29 protein-coding genes and 2 pseudogenes are annotated in these 26,211 nt (G+C 35.6%); 15 read left to right on the forward strand and 16 right to left on the reverse strand.

Translation table 11 applies throughout. The annotated features are described in order from the left end of the window. Window positions 1-72 precede the first annotated feature (72 nt). The gene (locus ACRAD_RS16605; protein WP_227548695.1) at window positions 73-270 is read left to right on the forward strand and encodes a hypothetical protein; all 198 of its coding nucleotides are present in this window, start codon (window positions 73-75) and stop codon (window positions 268-270) included. A 134-nt stretch (window positions 271-404) separates the two neighbouring features. Here ACRAD_RS16605 and ACRAD_RS06200 read toward each other — a convergent pair whose 3' ends face one another. Next, window positions 405-845 carry a BLUF domain-containing protein gene (locus ACRAD_RS06200; RefSeq protein ID WP_005025739.1) on the reverse strand — a complete coding sequence of 147 codons (441 nt, stop codon included), beginning with the start codon at window positions 843-845 and terminating at the stop codon, window positions 405-407. A gap of 397 nt (window positions 846-1,242) precedes the next feature. Continuing rightward, a pseudogene (locus tag ACRAD_RS06205) lies at window positions 1,243-2,825 on the reverse strand (sensor domain-containing diguanylate cyclase). Window positions 2,826-3,124: 299 nt separating this feature from the next. On the opposite strand from ACRAD_RS06205, the gene ACRAD_RS16675 reads away from it, so the two are divergent. The 3 genes from ACRAD_RS16675 to ACRAD_RS06220 all read left to right on the forward strand — a co-directional run bounded on the left by ACRAD_RS16675 (window position 3,125) and on the right by ACRAD_RS06220 (window position 5,336). Next, window positions 3,125-3,253: a hypothetical protein gene (locus ACRAD_RS16675; protein ID WP_005014493.1), complete on the forward strand. Its 129-nt coding sequence runs from the start codon at window positions 3,125-3,127 to the stop codon at window positions 3,251-3,253. Between the two features lie 737 nt (window positions 3,254-3,990). Beyond that, a complete protein-coding gene (locus ACRAD_RS06215; RefSeq protein ID WP_005025747.1) occupies window positions 3,991-4,299 on the forward strand; it encodes an I78 family peptidase inhibitor in 309 nt (102 codons plus the stop codon). 800 nt (window positions 4,300-5,099) lie between these two features. Then, window positions 5,100-5,336 carry a hypothetical protein gene (locus ACRAD_RS06220; protein WP_005014486.1) on the forward strand — a complete coding sequence of 79 codons (237 nt, stop codon included), beginning with the start codon at window positions 5,100-5,102 and terminating at the stop codon, window positions 5,334-5,336. A gap of 330 nt (window positions 5,337-5,666) precedes the next feature. Here ACRAD_RS06220 and ACRAD_RS06225 read toward each other — a convergent pair whose 3' ends face one another. Further along, the gene (locus ACRAD_RS06225) at window positions 5,667-7,157 is read right to left on the reverse strand and encodes an amidase (protein WP_005025753.1); all 1,491 of its coding nucleotides are present in this window, start codon (window positions 7,155-7,157) and stop codon (window positions 5,667-5,669) included. Between the two features lie 236 nt (window positions 7,158-7,393). Here ACRAD_RS06225 and ACRAD_RS06230 point away from each other — a divergent pair, with 236 nt between their 5' ends. Further along, on the forward strand, window positions 7,394-7,882 hold the full coding sequence (locus tag ACRAD_RS06230; RefSeq protein WP_005025756.1) for a hypothetical protein: 489 nt from the start codon (window positions 7,394-7,396) through the stop codon (window positions 7,880-7,882). A gap of 98 nt (window positions 7,883-7,980) precedes the next feature. Here ACRAD_RS06230 and accC read toward each other — a convergent pair whose 3' ends face one another. The 7 genes from accC to tusD form a co-directional block, all read right to left on the reverse strand. Continuing rightward, complete coding sequence (gene accC / locus ACRAD_RS06235; RefSeq protein ID WP_005025758.1) at window positions 7,981-9,354, reverse strand: acetyl-CoA carboxylase biotin carboxylase subunit; 1,374 nt, start codon at window positions 9,352-9,354, stop codon at window positions 7,981-7,983. 15 nt (window positions 9,355-9,369) lie between these two features. Further along, window positions 9,370-9,789, reverse strand: coding sequence for an acetyl-CoA carboxylase biotin carboxyl carrier protein (gene accB / locus ACRAD_RS06240; RefSeq protein WP_005025760.1), 420 nt, complete (start codon window positions 9,787-9,789; stop codon window positions 9,370-9,372). Window positions 9,790-9,805: 16 nt separating this feature from the next. Continuing rightward, the gene (aroQ, locus tag ACRAD_RS06245) at window positions 9,806-10,264 is read right to left on the reverse strand and encodes a type II 3-dehydroquinate dehydratase (RefSeq protein WP_005014473.1); all 459 of its coding nucleotides are present in this window, start codon (window positions 10,262-10,264) and stop codon (window positions 9,806-9,808) included. A gap of 913 nt (window positions 10,265-11,177) precedes the next feature. Beyond that, the gene (locus ACRAD_RS06250; RefSeq protein WP_005025762.1) at window positions 11,178-11,492 is read right to left on the reverse strand and encodes a TusE/DsrC/DsvC family sulfur relay protein; all 315 of its coding nucleotides are present in this window, start codon (window positions 11,490-11,492) and stop codon (window positions 11,178-11,180) included. 16 nt (window positions 11,493-11,508) lie between these two features. Further along, a complete protein-coding gene (locus ACRAD_RS06255) occupies window positions 11,509-11,793 on the reverse strand; it encodes a hypothetical protein (protein ID WP_005025764.1) in 285 nt (94 codons plus the stop codon). A gap of 18 nt (window positions 11,794-11,811) precedes the next feature. Next, complete coding sequence (locus ACRAD_RS06260) at window positions 11,812-12,162, reverse strand: hypothetical protein (protein ID WP_005025766.1); 351 nt, start codon at window positions 12,160-12,162, stop codon at window positions 11,812-11,814. Between the two features lie 43 nt (window positions 12,163-12,205). Then, window positions 12,206-12,574 carry a sulfurtransferase complex subunit TusD gene (gene tusD, locus ACRAD_RS06265; protein ID WP_005014468.1) on the reverse strand — a complete coding sequence of 123 codons (369 nt, stop codon included), beginning with the start codon at window positions 12,572-12,574 and terminating at the stop codon, window positions 12,206-12,208. Between the two features lie 87 nt (window positions 12,575-12,661). Here tusD and ACRAD_RS06270 point away from each other — a divergent pair, with 87 nt between their 5' ends. Further along, window positions 12,662-13,669, forward strand: a complete 1,008-nt coding sequence (locus ACRAD_RS06270; RefSeq protein WP_005025768.1) for an NAD-dependent epimerase/dehydratase family protein — start codon at window positions 12,662-12,664, stop codon at window positions 13,667-13,669. A 124-nt stretch (window positions 13,670-13,793) separates the two neighbouring features. Continuing rightward, entirely contained in the window at window positions 13,794-15,188 is a 1,395-nt protein-coding gene (fumC, locus tag ACRAD_RS06275) for a class II fumarate hydratase (RefSeq protein ID WP_005025770.1), read from the forward strand. A 672-nt stretch (window positions 15,189-15,860) separates the two neighbouring features. Here fumC and ACRAD_RS06280 read toward each other — a convergent pair. Beyond that, window positions 15,861-16,043: pseudogene (locus ACRAD_RS06280) on the reverse strand (DMT family transporter); the annotation flags it as partial. Window positions 16,044-16,435: 392 nt separating this feature from the next. Here ACRAD_RS06280 and ACRAD_RS06285 point away from each other — a divergent pair. Beyond that, complete coding sequence (locus tag ACRAD_RS06285; protein ID WP_005025772.1) at window positions 16,436-16,912, forward strand: GNAT family N-acetyltransferase; 477 nt, start codon at window positions 16,436-16,438, stop codon at window positions 16,910-16,912. A 182-nt stretch (window positions 16,913-17,094) separates the two neighbouring features. On the opposite strand, the gene ACRAD_RS06290 is transcribed toward ACRAD_RS06285, so the two are convergent. The 3 genes from ACRAD_RS06290 to ACRAD_RS06305 form a co-directional block, all read right to left on the reverse strand. Then, entirely contained in the window at window positions 17,095-17,451 is a 357-nt protein-coding gene (locus ACRAD_RS06290) for a hypothetical protein (RefSeq protein ID WP_005025774.1), read from the reverse strand. A 1,082-nt stretch (window positions 17,452-18,533) separates the two neighbouring features. Next, complete coding sequence (locus ACRAD_RS06300) at window positions 18,534-18,746, reverse strand: hypothetical protein (protein WP_005014460.1); 213 nt, start codon at window positions 18,744-18,746, stop codon at window positions 18,534-18,536. A 75-nt stretch (window positions 18,747-18,821) separates the two neighbouring features. Next, entirely contained in the window at window positions 18,822-19,028 is a 207-nt protein-coding gene (locus tag ACRAD_RS06305; protein WP_016801363.1) for a hypothetical protein, read from the reverse strand. A 270-nt stretch (window positions 19,029-19,298) separates the two neighbouring features. Between ACRAD_RS06305 and ACRAD_RS06310 the strand changes: the two genes are divergently transcribed. After that, window positions 19,299-19,790: a hypothetical protein gene (locus ACRAD_RS06310; protein WP_005025778.1), complete on the forward strand. Its 492-nt coding sequence runs from the start codon at window positions 19,299-19,301 to the stop codon at window positions 19,788-19,790. Window positions 19,791-19,875: 85 nt separating this feature from the next. Here ACRAD_RS06310 and ACRAD_RS06315 read toward each other — a convergent pair whose 3' ends face one another. Further along, entirely contained in the window at window positions 19,876-21,078 is a 1,203-nt protein-coding gene (locus ACRAD_RS06315; RefSeq protein ID WP_005025782.1) for an MFS transporter, read from the reverse strand. Next, window positions 21,075-21,512 carry a MarR family winged helix-turn-helix transcriptional regulator gene (locus tag ACRAD_RS06320; RefSeq protein WP_005025784.1) on the reverse strand — a complete coding sequence of 146 codons (438 nt, stop codon included), beginning with the start codon at window positions 21,510-21,512 and terminating at the stop codon, window positions 21,075-21,077. Before ACRAD_RS06320 ends, ACRAD_RS06315 begins: the two co-directional genes overlap by 4 nt. A 268-nt stretch (window positions 21,513-21,780) precedes the next feature. Here ACRAD_RS06320 and ACRAD_RS06325 point away from each other — a divergent pair, with 268 nt between their 5' ends. The 6 genes from ACRAD_RS06325 (at window position 21,781) to ACRAD_RS16435 (ending at window position 26,158) form a co-directional block, all read left to right on the forward strand. After that, window positions 21,781-22,215 carry a hypothetical protein gene (locus ACRAD_RS06325; RefSeq protein WP_005025787.1) on the forward strand — a complete coding sequence of 145 codons (435 nt, stop codon included), beginning with the start codon at window positions 21,781-21,783 and terminating at the stop codon, window positions 22,213-22,215. A gap of 283 nt (window positions 22,216-22,498) precedes the next feature. Then, complete coding sequence (locus ACRAD_RS06330; protein WP_005014452.1) at window positions 22,499-23,944, forward strand: cytochrome ubiquinol oxidase subunit I; 1,446 nt, start codon at window positions 22,499-22,501, stop codon at window positions 23,942-23,944. Beyond that, window positions 23,937-24,941, forward strand: a complete 1,005-nt coding sequence (gene cydB, locus ACRAD_RS06335) for a cytochrome d ubiquinol oxidase subunit II (RefSeq protein WP_005025790.1) — start codon at window positions 23,937-23,939, stop codon at window positions 24,939-24,941. Before ACRAD_RS06330 ends, cydB begins: the two co-directional genes overlap by 8 nt. A 16-nt stretch (window positions 24,942-24,957) precedes the next feature. Continuing rightward, entirely contained in the window at window positions 24,958-25,065 is a 108-nt protein-coding gene (locus tag ACRAD_RS06340; RefSeq protein WP_005014449.1) for a hypothetical protein, read from the forward strand. A gap of 138 nt (window positions 25,066-25,203) precedes the next feature. Beyond that, window positions 25,204-26,016, forward strand: coding sequence for a hypothetical protein (locus tag ACRAD_RS06345; RefSeq protein WP_005025792.1), 813 nt, complete (start codon window positions 25,204-25,206; stop codon window positions 26,014-26,016). Beyond that, a complete protein-coding gene (locus ACRAD_RS16435; RefSeq protein WP_005014443.1) occupies window positions 26,009-26,158 on the forward strand; it encodes a hypothetical protein in 150 nt (49 codons plus the stop codon). Before ACRAD_RS06345 ends, ACRAD_RS16435 begins: the two co-directional genes overlap by 8 nt. Window positions 26,159-26,211 lie beyond the last annotated feature (53 nt).

Below are 26,211 nucleotides of genomic sequence, written 5' to 3' on the forward strand. Positions count from 1 at the left end.
GATTACCTTTATAGCCAGACTTTAAAGGCATATAAACCTGTAAAGTCGAAAGAACGAAATAAGATTTTATTCTTGGCTAAAGTCATAGAAGTTTTTTCAAACCTAGAAGCGATAGACTATGATTTAGAAATTGGAGCTATTAGTATAACATTAGAAATTAATCTTAAGTTCTATACCTTTTGGAGTGTAGAGATGCCGAGGATTGAAAATAAAACACAATTTGTAAAATACCTTGGCTCTCAACTGGAAAATATTTTTTTAAAAACTTAAATAATGAGTTTTTATATTTAATTATATAGCATCATTATTCCCTGTTAAATTAACAAACATTAACATAAAAATTTATTTTAGATCAACTGATTATTAAACTAAATGAATTTATAAAAATTAATTTTTTGAGGTTACTATTTTAACCTTAGAGTACTAATACCGTCTTTTTGTTTAGCCAGTAAATTAATAAAAGGAGAGATAGTATGGTTCGTTAATAAATAAGGATTAAAAGCTTCTAGATGATGATCTTTAAAAAAGTGCATGACTTCCTTGTTAAAAGCTGCATATTTCATATGCCAATTTGCAAATAGGCGACTTTTGATCGGTTCAAAGTAAATAACTTCACATTGCTCATGTCGAGGATCTCTAATGATTTTTTTATAAAAAAGATGCTCAAGCTTATCTCTTTCGCCTTCAAGACATTGTACGAAGTATCCATTTCCAAAATATAATGCTCCATAAATCTCATGGGGACTATTATATGTTATAGCTTCTGTAAGTATATCCATTAAATCTTTAACGGCATTTTTATTTTTTTTAAGCTTACTTACGTATAGCAGCCTCACCAGATTCATATATATTTGCTCAAGGTAATGATTTTAGTTCCTCGGTTTATTTTATAGAATTTTTAATAAAAAAATAGTTATTTCAACAAGTTGCATAAAATCCAAAAATCGGTTTTTAAAAATTAAATTTATAAAAAACAAAGAGTTAATTTTTTAATCAGGTTTTAAATAACTTGTTTTTTTGTATGAAAAATGTGATAACCCTATGATATTTTTAATTTTATATAATAATTTTTATTTTATAGTTTTAAGGGGATGGTACAATATATTTAGATAAAAACAAAACATTAGTCTCTTATATTGATATAAGGTCAGCATTTTACTTTACATTTAAATATTATATAATTTTATTAAATGAAATAATTAAATACTTATTATACAGATTATTTCTGTCGTTTTATTATAATTAGCTATATTTAATCTGATTACGGCCATTGTTCTTTACATAGTAAAGATTATTATCAGCAATCTTTAAAACTTGTGCAAATTCTTCTGCACTGTCTGGCCAAGATGCGATACCTATAGAAATGGTAATTCTACCTACATTATTAATTTCAAATGCTTCTACAATACGTCGAAATCTCTCTGCACTTTCATAAATTTCCTGCTTATTATTATTTGGAATAACCACAATAAACTCTTCACCTCCGTAACGACAGCACAGATCTTCTTTACGAAAATTTTCCTGTATAAGTTTCGCTAGAATTTTTAATACCTCATCTCCTATATCATGGCCATAAGTATCATTAACGCGTTTGAAACGGTCTATATCTATAAGTAATATAGAAAAATGTATATCAGAATCTATCATTTCTTTAACAAAAATTTCCATACCTCTACGGTTAAAGAGTTGAGTAAGGGCGTCAGAATTAATATGAAAGTTCATTTCATCAATTTTACTGCTAAATTTTTCAATACTAGAAAGTAATAAAAATTTGAATTTTTGTACTTCGTAATACCATGGCTTAATTTTCTTAATTTTCTTAATTTTTGTTTTAGTCTCAGGTTGATTCAAAGCACTCGCCATCTTGGCAAGCTCATGGAGAGGTGAGGCTATAAAAGCAGATGCTCTCCAGACAATATAGAAAATTAATAGATAAAATATAAAGATTACACCACTTAATCTAAAAATAATTGATTTGGTTTCATCAATTAAATCGGCCAATGGTTCTTGTGAAACAACAATCCATCCGGTTGTAGGTATGTAGGCGAAACCAGCTATATATTTTGTTCCTATATCATTGATTAATTCAGTTTTTCCACTTTTTCTATACTCTATAGAGGCCATACTACTATTCTGGGCTACGAGACCCCCGATTTTTTTCCTATTCGGATCAAATACAATTTTTCCATTTCTATCAATGATATAGATATTGTTATTTTTATAGTTATATTCCAGTGGCAGTAATTCATTAATCATGTTAGTTTCTTTTAAATGAATTAAAGTGCCTACATACCCCTTATAGATATGTTTATTATCAAAGATTGGCTGTGAGATAAAGATTACCAAATTATTTCTGACTGAATAATAGGGCGGTGAGATATAAGCATGCTTACTTCGTAAAGATCCCTGAACTCCCAGTGAGGTAGACACTTGTCTTTGATCAAGATTAAGCTGCTTTAATGTGTATTCAGTAACCGATCCTTGGCTATTACCTATAATTAAAGTGTCAAAGTGATGAGAAAGATTTTTAAGTCGCTCAACTTCATGTTCTTTAAATGTACGCTGATCAAAGCCCTGACCTATTATATCTGCGCTGTATTTCAGTTCGTTTAAAGTAACTTGAAGTTTCCTGTCAGTATTCGAAGCAATTTTAGAAGCATATTCATAGTTGAGAAAAGTGATTTCTTGACTAATTCTTTCTTAAAAAGGATATAACTTGCTACTAAGGAGATAACAAATAAAAATGAGACTGCTAAAGCAGTTAAAATTAGAATTAATTTTCTTAAATTAAGTTTAAAAATTTTTCTTTGGTAAGTATTTGGCATGCCAGAAAGTTAGCCAGCTATTAATTCTATTAAATATACACTACGATATGAGTATCCAGGTAGTAATTTGTTTTTGTAAATTCTATCACAAGAGTAAAAAAATTATATAAATAGATAATTAAAATGAATCATTTTTTACTTAAATATATATGTAGTTTACAGGAGAAAAGATAAATTTTATATATTTTCAAAGACAAATTTTTATACGTATTTATAACATTTGTACTATATAAGTAGAAAGAATTAGTAATTTATATCTTCTATAATAACGAACTAGGTAATGAAAAGTTAGGAAAAATATGAAAAATTTAACTATAACTGGTGTTATTTTAGCTGTAACTCTTAGTCTAACTGCTTGTGCGAACAAGAAAGAAGAAAGTGATAAAAACCAACCTGAGTCTCCTCATACATTAGAGCAGGATTCATAAAAATTTATTTATGAAGTTAAGTAAATTATCAAAATATCTATTTTAGTTAATAGTAGCTCATTTATTAAATATTAGAGTTTATTTAAAAAATAGACTACTTAATTTATATGTAGGCTCTTGTTAGATGAATTTATTTTTCATGATTTTGGGTCTAATTTTATTATGTGTTCTGTATGTTTTAATAAATATAGAGCTTTTTAGAAAGAAGAGCAAAAATGAATCCTATAACAATAGATATCCAAAAGATAATAATTCTGCGTCAGATAATAATTCAACCTAATACGAATAACAAAATATTTAATATATTAACCTCTAAGCTTTAAAAGTAAGTTATACGTTAACAACAGAGTAATTATTATGCTTTATGTAATCTCTGGTTCAATTATATTACTCTTAATTTTTATAGGCTATAAAAAATTTAGGCATCGAAAAATTAAAAGTTTACGCTACTGCGAACCAATTAAAAACTCATTTCATGAAATTACTTGTAGTTATCATTATATAAGCACCCTAGAGCAGGATTCCTCATCAAAGCATACAGAATATACAGGGAATAATGGTTCATTTAGTGGAGGTGGAGCTACTGGCTCTTGGGGTAATACTAATAACGATACATCTTCAAGCTCTGATGGTAGTAGTTCGAATGACTAGTTAATTCTACAAACGAACTATATATATTTATTGATTATAAGAATACTTTTTTGTTAGGGTTGTTTTTTTGAAGAAGGGTAGTAAAGATGATGAAAAAAATTACTTATTTAGCTTTAACGCTGGTAGCTACAGGATTAACTGCTTGTGCAAACTCTCCAGAAAATGGAGTATCCAATAATACTAATATGGGTCAGGCTCAGTGTCTTCCGGCAGAAGCTAAAAAACTGGTTGGACATACTGGTTTAAGTGATGAGCAAATTAAACAGAAAACTGGTTCTAAAATTGTTCGCACTCTCACTCCTAATCAGCCAGCTACGATGGACTATCGTATTGAGCGCATTACAGTAATTATAGATCCTGTAACTAACCAGATTAAAGATGCTTCATGTGGTTAAAGAGTTTAAATCATAACTACAATATAGTTACATCTTGTGGGTAGTATGTTTTTTGATTAAAAAAGAGTCTACTACAGGGATGAAGATTTATTAAGTTTACTCTATGAATATGCAAAAAAAGCTTGTCATTTGACAAGCTTTTTTTATATACATCCTTTTACATGAGGTACAGAAAGTAAGAGAAAATGGGTTGGAAGGCTACATATTAAGATGATAGTTTTATATTCAGTCAGTTAAATAATTTGAGGTGAGCAATGAAATTGTTGACTTTATTTGGTATGAGTATGGCAGTTAGCTATTGCTATAAAAATTTAAAACATAATAAGCTAAACTTTTCACAAGCTAATTTTGATGAAACTATTAAACAGTTTATATTAAGGGATTTTCATAGTTAAAGTAACTAATAAAACTCATATGTGAATACAATTTAAAAAGCTCATTGAAAGATGAGCTTTTTAATTGTCTATAATATATTAAAATATTAATATAATAATGCTAAAAAAGACATCTAAATTTCTAGCTTATTATTCATTTTTTAATACAAGAGACCTGGGACCTGTTTCTTAGTTAAAAATAGTTTAATATCCATTGAGCAAATAAAGTCACTTTTAGTTTTTTCAATCCAGACATTAGGCTGCATAAAGTTAAATCAAGATATATTAAAAACCATAAAATTTTTAATTAATTCTAGTTAAAACAATGAACTTTCAATATATATTTGAATCTAATAAAGAGTAAATTCATCTTTTAGTCATAAAAATAGAAGAAAATTGAGTCTTAACTTTTTGAGTAGCTCAATTATGCCAAATATCAATGTTAAAAATCTAGACAATATGCTTGCTAGAATTAAGGAAGAAAATCAGTCGCCAGAAAAAATATTGATTGGTTATAAGGCTTATGGGGAATTAATGAATGATAGAGCCTTTTTTGAAGAGGTAGCAGGCTCTGCTATAGACCCTAATAAAAGAAGATATAAAAAGATTAAAATTAAAGTTACTCAAGATGAGTATCAGATTGAAGTAAAGTGTAAGAACTAAAGCGACTTATTTGGGATAACTTCACACCCAGGCAGCAAGCAAAGTCGGGATCAGGCATTAGATAGTACTTATATGGGGATGAGGTATAGCATCAGACAATGCACTGGAAGGCTATTACTGGCAGATCTTGGAGGGGTAGACTGTTTTTATGATTACAAGCGCGTCAAGGTCAAGCGAATATTAATCTTTGTATAGAATTCGACAAATCATTCTGAAAAAATATTAGAGTCTTAATTTATAATTTTATATATAAACTGCGCTTATATATAAAATCGCTGAGGTTTCATACCAACTGGAATGAAGCCTGTGTGATAACAGGCTTTTATAGAGCTAGACCTTAATTTCTTGATACTTGCTTATCCATGGTTGAGCCTGTTCTAACTGAGCAGCCAATTGGAAGAGGAGGTCTTCACGGGCAAACGGTGCAATAAATTGCGAACCTAGTGGGAGATTTTCCTTGTTCCAATATAGTGGAACTGACATTGCTGGAAGTCCAGTAATATTTGCCAGCTGGGTAAAGGGTACCCATTTCAGATTTTCACGAATAATTTGTTCGACCAGTTTTCCGCGTACAAGATAATGTGCTTTACCTAATTTAATTAACATTTTCAGGATCGGTTTTTGCCAGCTTGGTGTGGTAACCTCTCCATTTCTAGGGGCTACTGAAGCAGTAGCTGGTATTAAATAAAGATCATACTGATCAAAAAAATAATTCATTTGTCTGACATAATCGCCCCAGTTATTGAGATTATGAATATACTCATTAGCACTAGTTTGTGCTCCAAAAGCAGCCAAGGCTAGAGAATCCAGTTCAAAATCCTGATCTTTAGCATGAGTCTGCTGCTTGATCTGTGCCAACATATAAGAGAACTGGCTAAACCATGTCGTAATAAAATCTTTGGCTAAGGCCATACCATCGATTGCGGGCTGGTCTTCTATAACAATATGCCCTAAAGACTCTAAAATTTTAGCAGTATGCTGAATTGCATTAACAGCATCTTTAGAAACTGGTGTACCAATAGGTGAAACAGTAGAAAAAGCTATTTTTAATTGCTTGGGTGGCTGCTGAATAACTTCACTATAAGGCTGTAAAGGAGCCTCAATTTTAAAGAGCGAGCTAGATTCAAATCCTTGTGTTGCATCAAGCATAGCTGCACTATCTCGTACTGTTCGTGTCAGAACATGCTGCATAGCTGCGCCGTGCATGGCCTCACTCATACCAGGGCCCCATGGCGTACGACCACGACTAGGTTTAAGTCCGAACAAACCACAATAGGATGCAGGAATCCGGATAGAACCTCCACCATCTCCTGCACCTGCTACCGGTACAATACCTGCTGCTACAGCTGAGGCAGAACCACCAGAAGAACCGCCACTGTTGTGTTTTAAATGCCATGGGTTAGCACAGCTCCCCCATGCATCTGGTTCAGTAATTCCTTTGATACCAAATTCAGGTGTATTGGTGCGGCCTAATGTAATAATACCTGTATTCTCCCAGCGATTTACAATCTCCGCATTAAACTCGGGAATGTAGGGGAGCTTTTTTAATGCCTGACAGCCATAACTGGTCGGTATGCCTTTGTATTCTTGAAACAGGTCTTTTACTAAAAAAGGTACACCGGCAAATGGACCATTTAAATCCAGTTTTGTCCGCTTTTGAGCATACTCATACATAGGAATAATAATTGCATTGAGCTCAGGGTTTGCAATTTCTACGCGTTGTATAGCAAGTTCTAAAAGTTCGGAAGCCTGTACCTGTTTATTCTTAACAAGATGAGCTAGTCCCAAGCCATCATATTGCATATATTCTTGAATTTTCATTATTTAAATATTTCCTATGTATTTTTATATCTTTGATCTTTTATTTCTGGGATGTACACGTATATTATGATACGGAGCAATTTAGCTTAGCTGATTTTTATAATATTACCTAATTGTAAAACCCCTCTGCAATAAATCAAGAGTGAAGATAAATATTGTTTTATAACGTTATTCAAACAAGTTTTTTTACAAATTTATGCTAACTTAAATTTTATGGGGACAAGGTTAAAAAATTCATGAAAAAACTATATCTTACAGCTCTTATTACACTTTGTTCAGGTTGGGTATGGGCAGAACAGCAACCAGTATCAACATCTTCTGCGCAAACTGAAGCCCAGTCAGAAAAATTATCTGCTAATACGATCCGTATTTTTACTCGTCCTGAAATTATGGGTCTATGGGGCATGGAAATTCCTAACAATAAAAAATGTGTAGAATATTATAATTTTCGAAATGACAATGAAGTAATGATTAAAAGTGGTCAAGAGTGGTCGTATGCACTTTATGATTATCAACCTTCAGATGACTTAAAAGACAAGTTGCCTGCGTTAATCATGCAGGTAAGATACGATAATAATCAGACGGATTGCTCTGGTCGACGAGAAGACCAGACGGGTGAGATTTCTCAGTACTTTGTCCAATGGAAAAATACTCATACGATCAATTTTTGTGCTACAGAAAAAGGGCAGGAGTGTTTTGCTACATTAAAGCGAATTTTGCCTTAAACTTCTTTGTACTATTTAACTTTAGTTTTCATAAACCATAAAAAATCAGGTAATAAAAAGCCTCTTGAATCAAAAGGCTTTTTTATCATGATACATCACTAGCTGGCTTTGGTGGCCTCTTGCTGACCTTCAAGCTGTTTAAGTAAATGCTTTTCCAGATAGTGAATATCCATAGCTTGGCTACAGAAATTCTTATCTTGTAAAATAAGATCTTTATGCAATGGAATATTGGTTTTAATTCCAGAAAGAATCATTTCATCTAGTGCCTGTTTCATCCGGGCAATTGCAGTTTCACGATCTTTACCGTGTGAAATCAGCTTGGCAATCATAGAGTCATAATAAGGTGGAATACTGTAGCCTGGATATATGTGTGAATCTAAGCGGATACCTGCGCCACCTGGAGCATAAAATTGCTCGATTTTACCTGGTGACGGCATAAAGGTTGAAGGATCTTCTGCATTGATTCGACATTCGATTGCATGGCCGCGTACTTTAATATCTTCCTGTTGAAGATCAAGCCCGATACCTGCTGCAATACGCAACTGCTGTTCAATAATATCTACACCCGTTACCATTTCAGTCACCGGATGTTCAACCTGAACTCGCGTATTCATTTCAATAAAGAAGAACTCACCATCTTCAAATAAAAACTCGAATGTTCCTGCGCCACGGTATTGCATTAATTTGCAAGCATTCACACATGCTTCAAGAATATCTGCACGTGCCTGTTCTGGCAGAAATGGTGCAGGTGCTTCTTCTAGAACTTTCTGATGACGGCGCTGTAAAGAGCAGTCACGGTCATAAAGATGAATGGCATGACCATTGCCATCACCCAAAATCTGAACTTCTACATGACGAGGTTTTTGCAGAAAACGCTCCATATAAACCGTGTCATCACCAAACCACATTTCAGCATCACGCTGGGCAGCTTGGACAGATTCAAGCAGAGTGTCTACACGCTCGACAATACGCATACCACGGCCACCACCGCCTGAGGCAGCTTTAACAATCAGCGGAAAACCGATTTCTTTTGCTTCAGCAAGAGCATTATTGGTCGTTACAGCATGAGCTGAACCAGGTACGGTCGGTACACCAGATTTTTTCATCGCCATGATTGCTGAAACTTTATTACCCATCAGGCGAATATGTTCAGGACGTGGACCAATAAAAATGAATCCTGAACTTTCTACGATTTCTGCAAATTCAGCATTTTCAGATAAAAAACCATAACCCGGATGAATTGCATCTGCACCGGTAATCTCTGCTGCTGTAATAATAGCCGGAATATTTAGATAGCTTTCACTGCTGGTACCAGGCCCTATACATACTGCTTCATCACAAAAGCGTAGATGCATCAGATCCTTGTCGGCATCGGAATAAATACCAACGGTTTTAATTCCTAAAGTTTTACAAGCCCGGGTGATGCGCAAGGCAATCTCACCTCGGTTTGCAATTAAAACTTTCTGCAACATATGAATCCCCGGGTATTAAGCGCGATAGCGGAATAATGGTTGACCAAACTGGATGACTTCACCATTTTTGACCAGAATTTCTTCAATTACACCGCTTTGAGTGGCTTCAATCGGATTCATGATTTTCATTGCTTCAATAATACCTAACGTATCACCGGCAGAAACAGTCTGGCCAATTTTAACAAATGGCGCTTCACCTGGGCTTGGTGCTGCATAGAACACGCCGACCATTGGAGACGTTTCTACTGCACCACGTGGTGCTTTAGCTGCAGGGGCTGATGCAGCTGGAGTTGGCATCGCAGGAGTAGCCGCCGCTGCAACGACCGGCATACGGCGTGTCAGGGCGATAGACTGATCGCCTTCTTTGACTTCAATCGCCTGCAGGTCGGATTCAATCATCAAGTCGATGAGTTTCTTGGTTTTGCGGATATCCATGGATGAGTCTTCCTAATTATGATTGGTGAGAAGAGGGTTTAATTTTTTCGATCGCATAGTCCAGAGCAAAATGATAGCCTTTTGCTCCTAAACCACAGATCACACCGACTGCTTTGTCGGATAAATAAGAATGATGACGAAAAGTTTCGCGGGCATGCACATTAGAAAGATGGACTTCAATATAAGGAAGCGCAACGCCAAGCAAGGCATCGCGTAAAGCTACTGAAGTGTGCGTCAGTGCAGCAGGGTTGATAATAATAAACTGTGTACCATCATCTTGAGCCTGATGAATCCGGTCAACAATTGCACCTTCCCAATTGCTTTGAAAAGTATTCAGAGAAAATCCTGCTTTTTGAGCATGTAAAGTCAGACTTTGATTGATATCCTGAAGGCTAAGACGACCATATACTTCCGGTTCACGTTTACCTAGCAAATTTAAATTCGGTCCATGAATAACCAAAATGGTTGAACTCATCCAGCCTGCTCCAATATCAAAAATATATGCATTCTTTGCAAGATGTCAGCAAAGTTTGCGTATTATGGCATATTATTCTGCAAATTCTTTATAATTTGTATTAATTGAAACAGAAGATCAATGCCAAAATTGAGCTATATATTGAAAACTTTGCAGGGAATTGGCAATGTTAAAAAATGACAAATTTATAATTTTTTTAAATTTTAAAAGATATCATGAACTGGCTAGATGTATTAAAATTTCTAGTAATGGGTTAAAAGTTTACTTATTGCTCTTCTAAAATATTTTTATTTACGAATTTTATCATTAAGTTTTCTGTAAATATTTTTTTATAGATTTAAAAATTATTACATAAATTTTTAAATCTAATTAAATGTTTGATTTATGCAGAAATTCGAGGATTCTATTTTTTGATTTAATATCTTAACTGAATGAGAAATAAAAAATTTATTTTTAATGATATATAATTAAAATATTGAAATTAAATAAATATTTTAAAAAAATGAGGATCTTAACGAGAGTCCTATTAAAGAAGGTTTGCATACATAAAGTTGGGTTTTTCTTCATTTACTCATGAATCTATTTAAAAATTTTTAATTGAAAAATTTACTAAAGGTGAATTTATAGTTATTAAGTAGCCAATAGATCTAAATGAAATAAATAGGTGATTTACTTAATCTAAATAAATTTTCAGTAAAAATATATAGTATAAATATCATACAGCAAGTTGACCTTTTTGTTCATACTAGCTGGAACTTGATCTCATCCCAGTCTGAATATTCAGCAAGTCATATTGGCAAAATCTTAATTACCAGTAAGTTTCCTGTTTATATCTTGAGCAAAAAGAAGAGGAAACAAGAAGTTATTCTATTTTAATTGGCTTCATCTTGCTCATTTCCTATTTAAAATACTCTTAAAGGCAGTTAGCAGGTTTAGGAATACCAGCAAGACGGCTCAAGTGCCGAGCAACTAGGCCGGTATTAAATTTTTCCTGTAAAAGGGCATTATCAATTAATGGATCATCCAGAGTCTTGATCAGATACTTAATTAGCGGGCGGGTGGCAGGAGAATGCCCATACTGATGGTAAAACTGACGTACGGCTTGTAAGACTCTGAAGTGCCAAGGAGTTAATTCAAGCTCCAGTGATTTTGCCAGTTGCTGAGCAACCTCTTCATTCCACAACGTATAATCGACCAGATGGCCGTCCTGATCCAGTTTAAGATTCATAAAAATAGCCTAAGTATTATTTCAAGCGAATACAACGATTGAATTGCAAAATAATATCTGCAAATTTTAAATAATCAATTAGATCAATAAAATCAGGGAGTTTTTCTATTAAAAGTTCTGTATCAGTTCTTAATATGTAAAGGGAGGCACACTCTTTTAACCACTCGACAGAAAAATACAGCACTGCTTCACCCATAAGGACTATGGTATCTTCAGGACTATAAATTTTCTGTAATTTGCTTAATGCCTGAGGAGCGGAGGAGTAATCTGACTGTACAAGAAAAAGGGTTTTATCTGTCATATATATTACTCGTGAAAATTACCAATACAGAACATGATCAAAAGAGCGGATGAATTCCGCATCAAACTTTACAATTTGAATTTCCTGCTGTGTATTTTTTACAAAAGAAGAGTTTTGGTCTTCTTCCTCTATAAGTACAGGTGTTAAATCATAAAATTCAAAACTATCTAACAGATTTGAAGCAATCTTGAAGGCATGGCGTAACTGGTCAAATTCTAATTTGGAGCGTAATAGAGTGAGAGCTGCATCTTGCAGTAACACTTTGACTTGACAGCCAAAAGTCGCCAAAACCATTGTGGCTGAAAGGCTTTCATGTATCTGTAAACTACCAAGGTTAGGCTGGGTTAATATAACAAGTACAGTTCTCACACAATTCACCTTTTAAAAGCAACAATCTATTGAAAATAACAACTTAGAATTGAATTAAACGTTGAGCAGACTGTACGGCATCTGCCAGTTCACCTAATCCAACCAGTTCAAATCCCTGAGCAAGGTTGTATTGACTGATCTGATGACGCTGTGCATTCTGCTCATCAGTAATGCCACGTGCTAGTGCTGCACTGACACATACCGGTAAGCGAATATTTAGTTTTTGCCACTCGTGAGTCAAACTGCGCTGATCATCTGGTAACCATTGCAAGCTATTGGCTACCATTACACCATCTTGGTAAAAAAATACACGAAAGTTTTCATCTTTAGTTTTTAAGGCCTGAGCAAGACCAAGTGCATGCCAGGCATATATTGAAGTCGGAGCAGAGGTAATTAGTAGTAAGGTACTCATTAAATATTCATTCGGTTTAGATCAGTGATTTGTTTCGATCAGGGTTATGACGGAGCAATACGCATTATCATTTAAGGGTAGTATACAATGATTTTAGTGACTGGTGGTTTAGGCTTTATCGGCTCGCATGTAGTTTTAAACTTGCTAGCTCAAGGGCAAGAGGTCATTATTGTTGATAATCTGGCCAATGCTAATTTGCAAACTCTGGAAAGACTTGAATACATTTTTGGAATGTATGTGCCATTTGTAAAAATTGATGTACGTAATACGCCTGCCCTGAATAAAGTTTTTGAACAGTATTCAGTTGATGCTGTGATTCATGCTGCTGCATTCAAGTCTCTTGAAGAATCTAGATTAAAACCACTTGAATATTACAATGATAATGTCAGTTGTATTATGAGTCTGTTACGTTCAATGCAGCGCACAGGTGTCCGCTCTCTAGTACATTTATCTTCTTTGGCCGTATATGGTAAATCCGGTTTGGATCTCACAGAAGATGAGCCATTTAACTATACCTATCCAAATCCTTATGTTAAATCTCAACAGATGGTTGAAGAGATTATTTATGATACTTATAAAACAGATAATGAATGGAAAATAGCTATTTTAAGGCTGGGTAATGTGGCGGGAGCTTTTGAACACGGAGTTTTAGGTGAATATGTGACACCTTTACCAAAAAACATTATGCCGATGGCTATGCAGGCCGCAGCAATGCAACGGGAATATATTGAATTACAGCGTCATGCAAATACAGAGGATCAGACTGTAGAGCGAAGTTTTTTACATGTACTTGATGCATGTGATGCAATAATTTCTAGTTTGCTCTGGCTGCAAAATCAATATCATTGTTGTGAAGCATTTAATATTGCCGGAGAGAAAGTAGTTTCTATACAAGCTCTATTAGATCAGGTAGCGACTTATACTCAATCAGACATTCGTACCATCGATGCAACCCATAAACTCGATGAGCTTGAACAGTTAGGTGCTAATTTGAATAAAGCTAGAATTCAGCTTCAGTGGGGACCTAAACGCACCTTGAAACAGATGATTGAGGATGAGTGGCGTTTTTATCAGAATACACTACAAGGGCAATAATTAATTTAATAAAAATGATTATTATTTACATAAAGGTGATTATTGCTTAGCATAATAGATTACGAGCAGTTTTAAATGATTGAACCAATATATTCTTAATTCAGTACAAAGATAGAGGACGTTTATGCAAACTCGAATCGAACACGACACTATGGGTGAGGTTGAAGTCTCGAATGAAGCTTTATGGGGAGCTCAAACACAGCGCAGTTTGCAGAACTTTAAAATTGGACAGGAACGTCTGCCGCGTCCTATGATTCGTGCAATGGGGCTGGTTAAAAAGGCGGCAGCAATGACCAATGCCGAACTTGGCCAGATCACAGATGAAATTTCTGGTTATATCGTTGGTGCTGCTGAAGAGGTGATTGAAGGTAAATGGGATGCCCAGTTTCCGCTAGTTGTATGGCAAACTGGCTCAGGCACCCAGAGTAATATGAACTGTAATGAGGTAATTGCCAATATTGCCAACCAGAAATTGGGAAATGCTTTAGGTTCACAAAAGCCGGTTCATCCAAACGATCATGTAAATCGGGCCCAATCTACTAATGATTCATTTCCGACTGCAATTCATGTAGCAGCCAGTTTGCAAATTAATGAACTTCTTATACCGGCGGTCACCAGATTAAAAGATACCTTAGAACGAAAATCTGAAGAATTTAAAGATATTGTTAAGATTGGTCGTACCCATTTGCAGGATGCAACCCCCTTAACGTTAGGTCAAGAATTTAGTGGCTATGTATCACAGTTAGATCATGGATTAAAACGTCTGAATCAGGCTCTTGAAGGATTGTACGAATTGCCACTAGGGGGTACGGCAGTAGGAACAGGTTTAAATGCTCATCCCCAATATGCTGAAAAAGCTGCAACGCGACTGTCACAGTTCACCGGCTTGCCTTTTATCACAGCCCCTAACAAATTTGAGGCTTTGGCAGGCCGTGATGCAGCTGTATTTGCATCAGGTGCTTTAAAGACGCTTGCTACAAGCCTAAACAAGATTGCTAATGATATTCGCTGGCTGGCAAGTGGGCCACGTTGTGGCTTGGGAGAGTTATATATTCCTGAAAATGAACCGGGCTCAAGTATTATGCCTGGAAAAGTGAACCCGACCCAAAGTGAAGCTATGACTATGGTGGTTGCTCAGGTATTGGGCAATGACACTACAATTAATATTGCTGGAGCTTCAGGGAACTTTGAGTTAAATGTTTTTATGCCAGTGATTGCATTCAATTTATTACAATCAATCCAGCTTCTAGGTGATGCATGTAATAGTTTTAATGATAACTGTGCACTAGGTATAGAGCCAAATCGTGAAAAAATAGATTATTTCTTGCATAACTCGCTTATGCTTGTGACGGCTTTAAATCCAGTGATTGGATATGAAAATGCGGCCAAAGTAGCTAAAACAGCTTATAAACAAGGAAAGACACTAAAGCAGGTTGCTGTAGAACTTAATCTGGTCACTGAACAGCAATTTGATGAAGTGGTCAGACCGGAAAAAATGGTTTCACCAAATACTAAGTAATCCAGATAGGATTATTTTCTAGCCAATTAAACATCGGCAGTTTTTACAGGCGAATAAATTCGTCCAATAGGTATTAACTGCTAATGATGATTTTTTTGGATATATATTAATTTCCAAGAAAGATATAACAGCTATTTTTCATAATATTTATATGATTAATTTTACTTAAAAATTTGCTCAAATCGCTACTTGGGAACCTATATAAAATAAATGATTATGATCTGGCTTTGCTGGCTACTTTCCTGTTATTTTAGCCAATAAATAAGCTATAAGAATAAGAGCGGGCTTATTTTTTTATTCATATCAAAGGGAAGATCAATCCCAATATCTGCATCATTTCAGATAAGTTTATGCCTTGAAGTATATATTTCTGTCATTTTTTTGGTTGTATGGCCTGCGAGAGTTTGGACTAATTTTCCAGCTTTCTTATACAAGGGAATGGAAGTATAGGTATTTCATGAAAGCTTGGTAAGTGCCGACTACTTAATCCAAGATATACAATGACTTGCTTAATCGCTGTTAAAAATGTTCTTGATAGATATTGTGTCGTGTGAAGCAGAATTCTTGCTAGATTTAAGGCTTAAAATCCCCAACTTATGTTCGAAGCTTGATAACTCTGCTCAATGTTACCAGCAATTTCTACACTCAGATCATTACACCAATGCCTGTCTAGATGGTGTAAGCCGTACCAAGGGAAAGGGTGCGCATTGAATAGGCAAGCACACCAAAACTAAGAACCATAAAGAAAAGGGTAATAATGCTAGGGGTGAGTTTAATAAAAACTGCTGATAGCTTCATTGAATACACCCAGACAATCTCAGAGATACCTGCAAGAATCAGAATAACCCATGCCATAATCGCTAACTTTAAATAGTGATCAGCTCGTCCCGACAAGTGTAAACTGGTGCAGCTTAGTTTAAAATGCACCAGTAGAAGTCGTCTACTTTGAATATAATAAGTGGACCTTAAAGTAAAACTAATAAGAGAATAGTAAAAGGGGTATTGCTTACTCAATATATGCTTGAATAAAAATAATAAAAACACAGGACTAGTATGGATATAATAACAAGATAATTGAGTTTAGTTAGCCCTAATTTTACTGTTATCTATCCTCTTAACGAAAAGAAAGGTGAGGGTTATTTTTTCATCTAAATTTACTTTTAATTAAAACCGGATAGACACTGTGTCAAATGGCTATGTACAATCTGGGTTGTTGAGATTATTCATGCCACCATTGGATACTTATAATGCTAAGGATAGAACGTATTGATCCCCAATCGAAAGCGTGGCAGGATTTTATTGTATTGTGCTGTGAATATTTTCAGCGTCACTGGCCGACTGTCTACACTAATAATAGTGAAACCAAAATTCAAGAACTGATCTCATCCGATTTGAAGCAACGATTTAGGCAGGGAGATCGAGGATTTTTTATTATGTATCTCAACGATGAACCTGTTGCCATTGCTAATGCCTGGCTTGGCAAAGATGATGATATTATCCTAAATGTTGCAGAGTTTTATGTCCGTGATGAATACCATCGGCATGGTTTTGGAAAAGCGCTATGGCGGAATGTAATAAGTTGGGGGCAGAGTCTTGGCGCCGTTCTTGTCGAACTTGAAACCGATGAGCTTAAACCCGCAAATTTTTTCTGGAAATCTCTAGGACTTACTGTGACTCATACCGCTCCAAGGCTTCGCTATAGCTTGACCCTCGTTAATAAGTAATAGATTAATTATTAACTGTTTATTAGCTCTTAGTTACCTGTATTTGTAAAGCTGAGGTGGCATCCTCATAAATTACAGTTTATTCTATAATCCTTAAAATAGTGCTTATAAGTGTAAATAAAATAGATTTGGTTCAACGCTAGCTAGAAGATCAGCTAATTAACGAATAAGCGAGTCTGGTATTACTCGTTACAGATTACCTTATCTTTCTGAACATAATAGTTTAAGGCAATCTTCATATCTTGAAGGAGTTTAGGCTCAGTATACTCATTTGGTGAGAGCTTTAGTAAAGCCGGTATATACTCATTTTTATAAACAGCAGGGTAGTCTTTACAGATGATCTGGGTGCGCTGTTCCTGTGATGTATTAGGATGATCAAGCTGGTCCAGAAAGTCTGTGATTTTTTTATCTGCCTGATCAAATTCTGTTGTTACTGCAGGTTCATTCGAAGGCTCAGCAGCCATAGGCTGTTCTGGTTGTTTTTGACATGCAGTAATGGTTAAAGTGAAAAGAAGGATAAGGACTACTTCTGTTTTCATCGAGGTTTGTCTTTAATTAAAGCTTGCTAATTATAAATTTTAGTTTGTAAAAAAGAAACTTTAAAAAAATTTATTCTTTGATTTAAAATAAAAATATAGAATTGAATGTGTAAGCTTTTACTGAGATGATTTTTGGACCTCATATCCTGCATAATAAAATCAGAAATCATATGGATGCAAGAGGTGCGGGTTTCTTGAGTATGTTGCTAAGTATCTTTTTATTTAATTTTTCAGAATTCTATTTAAAAGAAAAACCTACCGTTGAAGGTGGAAAGTATTAAGAATATTCAACTTGCTAGAAATTTAGATAGAGGCTGAACCTTATTATAACCAGAAAAAATCATCTATTCTGATTTAGACTAATCATTCTCTAAATCATCAATAATCTTATTGAATGAAATATCACTATTAAGGTTTTTAGTCTCAATCATTTTCTGGATTGAGCATTCTTCTTATTTTATCCGCTTTAATATAATCAATAAATGTCGCATGGTGAGCAAAGTTGAAATCATATTTCTATCCTAAATGTCCTATAAGTTTAGGACTAACTTCAATAGATGAAAACTTTCTTTAAAAAACCACTCTTATAGAAGTTAAAATATCCTCTATAGCTTGAAGTCTTCTAGACCTATATTGGTAATTAATTAGTTTACTAAGAAGTTCAGTATACTCAATAACTTTAAAGTCGAGTTGTTTAATGGAGAATCCTGCCATTAGATAACCATTTTCAATAAATGTAGATTTGTGTGATTTACAGAAATATTTAATCTTATCTAGAGCATTAAACTTATCAAAATATAAAGATTCTTCAAAGAGGAAAAAATTAGAGAAAAAGTAAAGCCGCAACTCCCCCGCAAGCGGTTCTATTAGACCATTTGACCTGGTTTACAAATTGATATTTTTAGCAAAAAGTTGAAGCCAATTTTGCCATTTATCAAATTCTCTGCTAATTCATAAATATCAATACTTAACTCTTATAAAAAACTGACTTGTATTCCTTTTTTAGGAAAATCTAAGCAGCATTACTAGAGTACTGTGTCTAACACGCTCTCTTATTTAGTTATTTTCTATCCTAATATTCGTCATTCTCTATCATCCATCAGCTTTCTAAAGTCTGAGTCCGGAAACTCAATCACATGTAGGCACTTACCATATAGACGTAAATAATATTCGCGTACAGTAGGCTTATGGTACTTTTCCTGGTCTTCTGAGGCTTCGACCTCGGCTATGTACTTCATAAGCTCAAAAGCCACTTGTTCTTTTGCCGTATGGCAAATTTCAGATTTGGTGGTCATTCTTTTTATTCTCCATAAATATTGAAATAGTATAGCTTCACAATTAACAGGTTTTATTGACTATTTATATGTCGATTATAATTTTATTATGCCGAATATTTGAACATTTAACACCCGAAATTTAACTACCATCTTTATAGATGAGATTTGCCAAACCCCGCCAATCACCTTGAATTGTTGTTCTTCTATTTCCTCAGCAGTTAATAAAACTTCTAGTACTTCGTAATAGTATCCGAAACAATCCTGACTGCACTCATCGGCAGAGGTTGTAAAGCCCAACATGACTAAATTTGCGCACATTGATCATAAAAAGAGAATGATGTGAGATGTCTAGCTAATTAATAAACACTAGAGCGTAATACATGCAAGAGTAACCCCCCCAACTGAGGGCTTTTTATAAGTTCAATCATTGGCCAAATAACATTGAATTAGTTGGCATAATTGCTAAAATGCAAACTGCTTTTTAACACTGTTTTGCAATTATTTTGCTAAAGTTTTGCTGGGTAAAATTTAAGCCATTATAAAACAGTAACTTATTTGTGGAAATTTTTAATGCTCGATATTTATTTAACAGATGTTCAGAAACAAGTGCAATTTAAGGATTATCCAGGTGAACATCCAGTTAAATTTATTCTGAATTTTAAAAAGATCTTTCCTAGCGTGATGGAGCTGATTTTACCCGTTTTACCGGATGATGAAGATCTGGAAAAAATGACTTGGGAATCAACAACCCAGGATTTTGAACTATTCAAGAAACTTTTGAATGGCTGGGGAATCATTGAGCTGCGTTTAGGTGCTATTGCCAAATTTAAAGATAAAAAATTTGCAGATCAGTTAGTTAAAAAGACCCAAGCAAAACGTAAAGCTTTATCATTAGAGCATCCTGATTTATCAGATATAGATTTAGATTATCTATTTATGCATGAAATCCATGCTTTGATTGATGCCGAATTGGTAGAAGTGGGTGAAAAATTTTATTTACCTGTTTTACGTGATAGCTGGAAATCACTTGTTTCAGACCGGGTTTTAATGGCAAAGCTATAATTTAAAAATGATTGAGAAAGGATAGCAACAGCTATCCTTCTTATTTAAAGATAATTTATTCTTAAAATCAGAATAGAAAAATATTCTATAAGTTTACTGTTTTAAATGGTGCGCGTACCTTGCGATCATGCAGCAGATAATATAGGACAACACAAATAAGGGCCAGAAGACTACTTATAAAATATAACTGCGAGTAGTTTATATATTCCAGTAATTTTCCGAGTATATAAGGCCCAAATCCCAACCCTGCATCCAGAAAAATGAAAAAGGTTGAGGTAGCAAGCCCCATGCGGTCTAAACTGGTACTTTTAACAGCAATGGTCTGACACACTGACTGAATATTTCCAAAACCTAATCCTAGTAAAACCGCACAAATTAGCAGCATACTTGCAGTTTGAACTTGGCTCAGCAAGAACAAGCCGAATGCTAAAATTAAAATAGCCGGATACATGATGATATTTTCACCTCTTCGGTCCATTAAAGGGCCAGTAAAAGGACGAGAAAATAGTATCGCTAATGCATACATCAGGAAAAAAATAGAAGCCGCCTTAGCCAGATCTAAACTTTTTGCATAAAAATTAATAAAGGAAAGAACACCTGAATAGCAGACTGATGTTAATAGTACAATAATGGCAATCGGCACAGCACGCGGCTCAATAAACTGTGTAATCCAGCTAGATTTTGGAGGTGGAGCTGTTGCTGTTTCCTGTCTGCTTACTAAGTTGGGCATTTTTATACCTAGAGCAGTAAACAGGCAGCAGAATGCAATTATGCTTGAGAATATAAAAATTACATTATAATCAAAATTTAAACTAAGCCAGATTCCTAGAAATGGTCCGATAGCAGTGCCCAAGGTGCTGCTCATACTATAATAACCAATACCTTCACCACGGCGAGACACTGGTAAAATCTGTGCAATCAGGGTTCCTAGAACAGTAGAAGCTACACCCATTGTGAAACCATGAATAGCACGTACAAATAGTAAAAAGCCAATACCATATTCTATAAAATAAAGGCCAGAAAACAGGAAAAATCCACTCAGGCCAGTAAGCAAAGTAAGCCTGTGTCCAAATCGAGATAAAAATTTTCCAATCAGCAGGCGCCCAAATAAGGTTCCTACAATATAAAGACCAGAAATCAGACCTGCCTGTGCGGTGGAAGCACCTAGTTCAGCGACTGCATAACCTACAATAACCACTATTAGAAGATAGAAAACCAGAATAAGCTGAAAGTTAATAGCACTGGCCAGAATAAAATTTCGGGTCCATAAGGGAGCACTGTCTTTCATATTGCACCTCTTTTGGAGTCTTGAAGTTGCTTCAACACTAATTCCAACGTGGCTCTTACAAGGGCCAGTTGTTCTGGTTCAATGTGCCGAATTAATGAATATTCAAATTGATCAATACAACTGCTGCATTGTTCAAACAGGGATAAGCCTTTTGAAGATAAAGTTAGCATTTTTTGCCGTTTATCTTCTGTATCAATTTGCTCCAGAAGCTCAAGCTCTATCAATATATGTATTCGCTTTGCAACAGCAGGCTTGGAGATATTTAAATATTCAGCAATATCAATTGAGGTACATGAATGTTTAAAGTGAATGGTATGTAGTACCTGCCATAATGAATAATTCAAGCTGTAAGGTTCAAGAATGGTATTAATCTGATCACTCATCAATCTAGCCGAAACCAGAAGTGCAGAACGAAAAGTAGGAAGATTAGACATATAGTTAACTAGGGTAACTAAAATCTGATAATATAGTTCCGAGTTCAGTAAGAATCAAGGTCCTACTACATATCTGTTATAAGTTGTGTTTGGAAAGGTATTAAAAACAGACCACATTAAGTTTTTAACTCAGGCCACTTTTAAAATATGTTTTTATAAACTATAGTAAGGAAAGAGTGAAAGCATACACAAAAAGTTGGAATTATTTTTCAATGTTTTTCATGCTTTAGCTTATCAATCGGAAACCCGTTCAGGTCGAGATTAAGCTTTGCTATTACGTGCTGGATTGTTGCTGGCCTTGGCAACAGTATGTTTACAGATTGCAGTATTCTTGCAGCCATTATTACCGCAGCGATATCAGGTTGCGCCAGTCTGTGAGAAAATTACTCATGTATTACTTGCGCCTCCGCACCAGCATGAGCTGTATTTTTCTTTGGATGACACATCACAGCACCGGTTTCTCTCTGATTCCTCAGTTTATGATCATGACAGCAGTCACCATGATCCTAATCATCAATGCCAGTACTGTACAGTCTATGGAAATCTAGTTCTTCCCCCTTATTTAGATTTTAAAGAAATCCTGATTCGTATACAGATTCGTCTCATTACACTTGAACAATTATTTCGGCATATCTATTTTAGTCTGCAAAGACTGTTCCTGCTTCCGCAGGGACGAGCGCCTCCTTTATATATTCCTGTCTAAATCATTAACTTAAACTTTAGGGTAATCATTACTCTAGACCAGTTTTATCTAAATTTAGAAAGAGAATAGTTATGTTATTACTATCTTCAGACGATACAGTACGGCAAGTTAAATCTATCGCATGGATTATTACCAATATCTTGCGTACAAAACAAAACATAAAGCCACATGCTTCTTTTGAACAATCTCAGTACTGTGAATTGATAAGCTTCTTTAAGCTCCAACCTCAACTTGTGCTTAACAATAACAATACAGTGCTCTGTAGAATAATATAGGTGAAGTAATGGACTTAGGTTTAACAGCGCTTGAGCTTGCACGAATACAATTTGCCTTTACGGTTTCTTTTCATATCATTTTCCCCTCAATTACCATTGGGCTGGCAAGCTTTCTTGCTGTACTCGAATGGAGATGGTTGAGAACCCGAAATCCAATTTTTCAAGATCTTTACAAGTTCTGGATTAAGATTTTTGCTGTAGCATTCGGTATGGGCGTAGTGTCCGGTATCGTAATGAGTTATCAATTTGGTACCAACTGGAGTGAATTCTCACGTTTTGCAGGTGGTGTCACCGGGCCATTGCTGACCTATGAAGTGTTAACCGCATTTTTCCTTGAAGCTGGTTTCTTGGGTATTATGTTGTTTGGCTGGGGCAGGGTTGGTCCTAAAGCCCATTTCTTTGCCACTCTTATGGTCGCTCTAGGTACCTGTATCTCAATGTTCTGGATTCTGTCTTCCAATAGCTGGATGCAGACACCTGCGGGCTATGCTATTGAAAATGGCATCATTGTACCGCAAGACTGGCTAGCGATTATATTTAACCCCTCATTTCCATACCGTTTATTCCATATGGGAATGGCAGCTTTTCTGGTCTCAGCTTTACTGGTCTGTGCAACTGCAGCATGGCATCTGTTAAAGGGCCGTCGCGATGCTATGGTAAAAACTTCTTTCTCTATGGCACTCTGGATGTTGCTGGTGCTTGCCCCATTACAGATTTTCATTGGCGATATGCACGGTCTGAATACTTTGAAGCATCAGCCAGCAAAGATTGCCGCAATGGAAGGACATTGGGAAACCAACCATAATGAAGGCATGCCACTTTACCTGTTCGGTATTCCAGACATGGCAGCAGAAGAAACCAAATATGCGGTCGGTATTCCCAACCTAGGTAGCTTAATCCTGACTCACAGTATGGATGGTACCGTAAAAGGCCTCAAGGATTTTGCTCCAGAAGATCGTCCAAATTCTCTGATTGTATTTTGGAGTTTCCGGATTATGGTCGGTCTGGGCATATTAATGCTGTTACTGGCTTTAGGAGGGCTACTGCTACGTAAAGGTGGTCGTTTATATGAAAATAGAGGGCTACAATATTTTGCTTTAGTAATGGGACCGGCGGGATTTATAGCGCTGCTTGCTGGCTGGTTTACAACAGAAGTAGGGCGTCAGCCTTGGGTAGTATATGGCGTTATGCGGACTGCAGATGGCTTGTCGCCTGTACCGGCAAGTCAAGTGGGTCTGACACTAATCATTTTTGTAGTGGTTTATACGGTGGTATTTGGAATCGGCATTTATTATATGCTGCGTCTGATGCATAAAGGTCCGGAATTTGTTCATGCAGATCCTGTCGATCATGGCGGACCGGGTCATTTTAAAACACCAATGCGCCCACTTAGTGCGGCTACTGAAAAAACAGACACAACCGATCAAGATACAAAGGAGAAACATCATGATTGATTTATCTCTGATCTGGGTAGCCATTATTGGCTTGGGTGTATTGATGTATGTAGTAATGGATGGATTCGATCTGGGCATTGGTATCATGTTTCCCTTTATTCAAGGGGAACAGGAACGCGATGTAATGATGAATACCGTAGCTCCCGTTTGGGATGGCAATGAAACCTGGATGGTGCTCGGTGGTGCCGGGTTATTCGCAGCATTTCCAATAGTCTATTCCGCCGTGCTGTCTGCATTATATATGCCCATAATTTTGATGGTTGTGTTTTTGGTTTTTCGCGGAGTGGCATTCGAGTTTCGCTTTAAAGCTAACCGGACAAAACATTTTTGGGACAAATCATTCATTTTAGGCTCTTTGCTGTCAAGTTTTTTCCAGGGTGTGATCTTGGGTGCGTACATTCAGGGAATTAAAATTGCAGATGGCCGATATATAGGTGGTGCATTAGACTGGCTAACGCCATTTTCTCTGTTCACTGGAGTAGGTGTGGTCGTAATGTACGCAACTCTGGGCTGCGGTTGGCTCATTATGAAAACTGATCATGATCTACAGCAGAAAATGTTTCATTTAATGCCAAAAATGCTAATCGCTTTACTGGTTATCTTTGCAGCTATTAGTTTATATACACCTTTTGCTCAGCCACTTATAGCAGAGCGCTGGTTTACTCAGCCGTATTTAACCTACTTCAGTCCGGTACCAATTCTTGTAGTAATCTTCACAGTTCTTGCTTTACGTGCTGTCAAGAAACAAAATGAACATAAGCCATTTATTTTTACTCTAGCGCTGGTTTTTCTGGCTTTCACTGGCTTCCTGATCAGTCTATGGCCTTACATTATTCCTTATGACGTAACGATCTGGCAGGCAGCAGCCCCACATAGCAGCCAGCTGTTTACATTGGTGGGCGCTGTAATTCTTATTCCGATTATTCTGGCTTATACCGGCTTGGCATATTGGGTATTCCGCCATAAAGTTCGGGTAGGAGATGAAGGCTACCACTAACTAGAAGGAGGTTATAATGAAGCTTTCAGAAAAGCAGTGGTTTGCAGTGTTATGGCTGGCGGGATTTTTCAGTCTGGTTTTAGTGGCCGGTCTATTTCGTGTCTTAATACAGCTTGCCTATTAATTGTACAGTTGGCAGTATGGTATTAAAAAGTGGTCTGTTTAAAACAGACCACTTCCATTTAGTGCTTCAGACCACTTTCCCAGCAGTCTTCTCTATAGTGAAGCAGTAATATTTAAGGCCGATATTTTTGGAATAAGTATGACTCCTTTGCTTGACCGAATTCTTCAGACGTTTCAAGCTACAGCTTCCGATCTTGATACTGTACTTCCTTTTTTTAATACCACTTCTGGCCAGATGATGGAGCAGAGTTTAGGCTATGCTATCTATCAGCGCCAGAATTTTCCTGAATCTTGTGAATATGTACATATAGCCCAAATTGAAAATAAGCAGGAAAATATAGCTTATCTTTTTTCTCCATTTATTCTTGCTGTTCTCCAGTACAAGACAAGTTGTTATTTACCTGTAAGCTCCGAGTTATGGTTAGGTCATTATTTAAATATAGATAATCTTCATTTTATAAAACAAGAAAAATCTCTGGATGAAATGGGACTTTTTATTCAGATAGCACCACAGCAGTTAAACAGTGTGCAAACCAAGCTATACAGCCTATTAAGAGCTTTTCTTGATCCGAAACTTAGACAGCTGATTTTTATTGACCTTCAAAATTACGATGATAAAAATCTGAAAATGTTAGAGCAATCTCTGCATGCGAAGATTATCTATCTGCCGTTTTCTAGTAGTAAACTGCAAATAACCAGGTCAAGCTTAGCTGGCTTATTAGGTAAGAAAAAAACTCAGTCGGCGGCAGAAATATGTGAGCTCATTGCTGAGACCAATGCAGAATTACTTAGTACCTTAAATAATAGCCTAAGTATTAATAATAATTTAAAGCTTATTCAAGACCTACTATATAGCGAACATATTCTGGAAAAAATATCTGTTTATGAAGAATTTATAGACACTATTTTTAAACATAAAACCGAATTAACCAAGAGAGCCTCTTATGTCTAAAAAATCCTCCTCCAAGTTTCCTATTATTACAGTACTGATCAGTATTTTACTTGGCTGTATGTTTTTAGGATTCTTTTATCTGGCTGTTACTCAGGAACCGGAATATATGCCTTCATATCAGAAAAAAATGGCGAATCAGTGATAGCATTATAAAATAGTAGCCTCAGTAAATCTGGGGCTTGTTTCAGGTGACTA

The organism is Acinetobacter radioresistens DSM 6976 = NBRC 102413 = CIP 103788, assembly GCF_006757745.1.
GTDB lineage: Bacteria > Pseudomonadota > Gammaproteobacteria > Pseudomonadales > Moraxellaceae > Acinetobacter > Acinetobacter radioresistens.

Coding starts and splice junctions, on each gene's coding strand:
- ACRAD_RS06200 (WP_005025739.1), bottom strand. CDS start 845: ATGAATCTGGTGAGGCTGCTATACGTAAGTAAGCTTAAAAAAAATAAA.
- ACRAD_RS16675 (WP_005014493.1), top strand. CDS start 3,125: ATGAAAAATTTAACTATAACTGGTGTTATTTTAGCTGTAACTCTTAGT.
- ACRAD_RS06215 (WP_005025747.1), top strand. CDS start 3,991: ATGATGAAAAAAATTACTTATTTAGCTTTAACGCTGGTAGCTACAGGA.
- ACRAD_RS06220 (WP_005014486.1), top strand. CDS start 5,100: ATGCCAAATATCAATGTTAAAAATCTAGACAATATGCTTGCTAGAATT.
- ACRAD_RS06225 (WP_005025753.1), bottom strand. CDS start 7,157: ATGAAAATTCAAGAATATATGCAATATGATGGCTTGGGACTAGCTCAT.
- ACRAD_RS06230 (WP_005025756.1), top strand. CDS start 7,394: ATGAAAAAACTATATCTTACAGCTCTTATTACACTTTGTTCAGGTTGG.
- accC (WP_005025758.1), bottom strand. CDS start 9,354: ATGTTGCAGAAAGTTTTAATTGCAAACCGAGGTGAGATTGCCTTGCGC.
- accB (WP_005025760.1), bottom strand. CDS start 9,789: ATGGATATCCGCAAAACCAAGAAACTCATCGACTTGATGATTGAATCC.
- aroQ (WP_005014473.1), bottom strand. CDS start 10,264: ATGAGTTCAACCATTTTGGTTATTCATGGACCGAATTTAAATTTGCTA.
- ACRAD_RS06250 (WP_005025762.1), bottom strand. CDS start 11,492: ATGAATCTTAAACTGGATCAGGACGGCCATCTGGTCGATTATACGTTG.
- ACRAD_RS06255 (WP_005025764.1), bottom strand. CDS start 11,793: ATGACAGATAAAACCCTTTTTCTTGTACAGTCAGATTACTCCTCCGCT.
- tusD (WP_005014468.1), bottom strand. CDS start 12,574: ATGAGTACCTTACTACTAATTACCTCTGCTCCGACTTCAATATATGCC.
- ACRAD_RS06270 (WP_005025768.1), top strand. CDS start 12,662: ATGATTTTAGTGACTGGTGGTTTAGGCTTTATCGGCTCGCATGTAGTT.
- fumC (WP_005025770.1), top strand. CDS start 13,794: ATGCAAACTCGAATCGAACACGACACTATGGGTGAGGTTGAAGTCTCG.
- ACRAD_RS06285 (WP_005025772.1), top strand. CDS start 16,436: ATGCTAAGGATAGAACGTATTGATCCCCAATCGAAAGCGTGGCAGGAT.
- ACRAD_RS06290 (WP_005025774.1), bottom strand. CDS start 17,451: ATGAAAACAGAAGTAGTCCTTATCCTTCTTTTCACTTTAACCATTACT.
- ACRAD_RS06300 (WP_005014460.1), bottom strand. CDS start 18,746: ATGACCACCAAATCTGAAATTTGCCATACGGCAAAAGAACAAGTGGCT.
- ACRAD_RS06305 (WP_016801363.1), bottom strand. CDS start 19,028: ATGTTGGGCTTTACAACCTCTGCCGATGAGTGCAGTCAGGATTGTTTC.
- ACRAD_RS06310 (WP_005025778.1), top strand. CDS start 19,299: ATGCTCGATATTTATTTAACAGATGTTCAGAAACAAGTGCAATTTAAG.
- ACRAD_RS06315 (WP_005025782.1), bottom strand. CDS start 21,078: ATGAAAGACAGTGCTCCCTTATGGACCCGAAATTTTATTCTGGCCAGT.
- ACRAD_RS06320 (WP_005025784.1), bottom strand. CDS start 21,512: ATGTCTAATCTTCCTACTTTTCGTTCTGCACTTCTGGTTTCGGCTAGA.
- ACRAD_RS06330 (WP_005014452.1), top strand. CDS start 22,499: ATGGACTTAGGTTTAACAGCGCTTGAGCTTGCACGAATACAATTTGCC.
- cydB (WP_005025790.1), top strand. CDS start 23,937: ATGATTGATTTATCTCTGATCTGGGTAGCCATTATTGGCTTGGGTGTA.
- ACRAD_RS06340 (WP_005014449.1), top strand. CDS start 24,958: ATGAAGCTTTCAGAAAAGCAGTGGTTTGCAGTGTTATGGCTGGCGGGA.
- ACRAD_RS06345 (WP_005025792.1), top strand. CDS start 25,204: ATGACTCCTTTGCTTGACCGAATTCTTCAGACGTTTCAAGCTACAGCT.
- ACRAD_RS16435 (WP_005014443.1), top strand. CDS start 26,009: ATGTCTAAAAAATCCTCCTCCAAGTTTCCTATTATTACAGTACTGATC.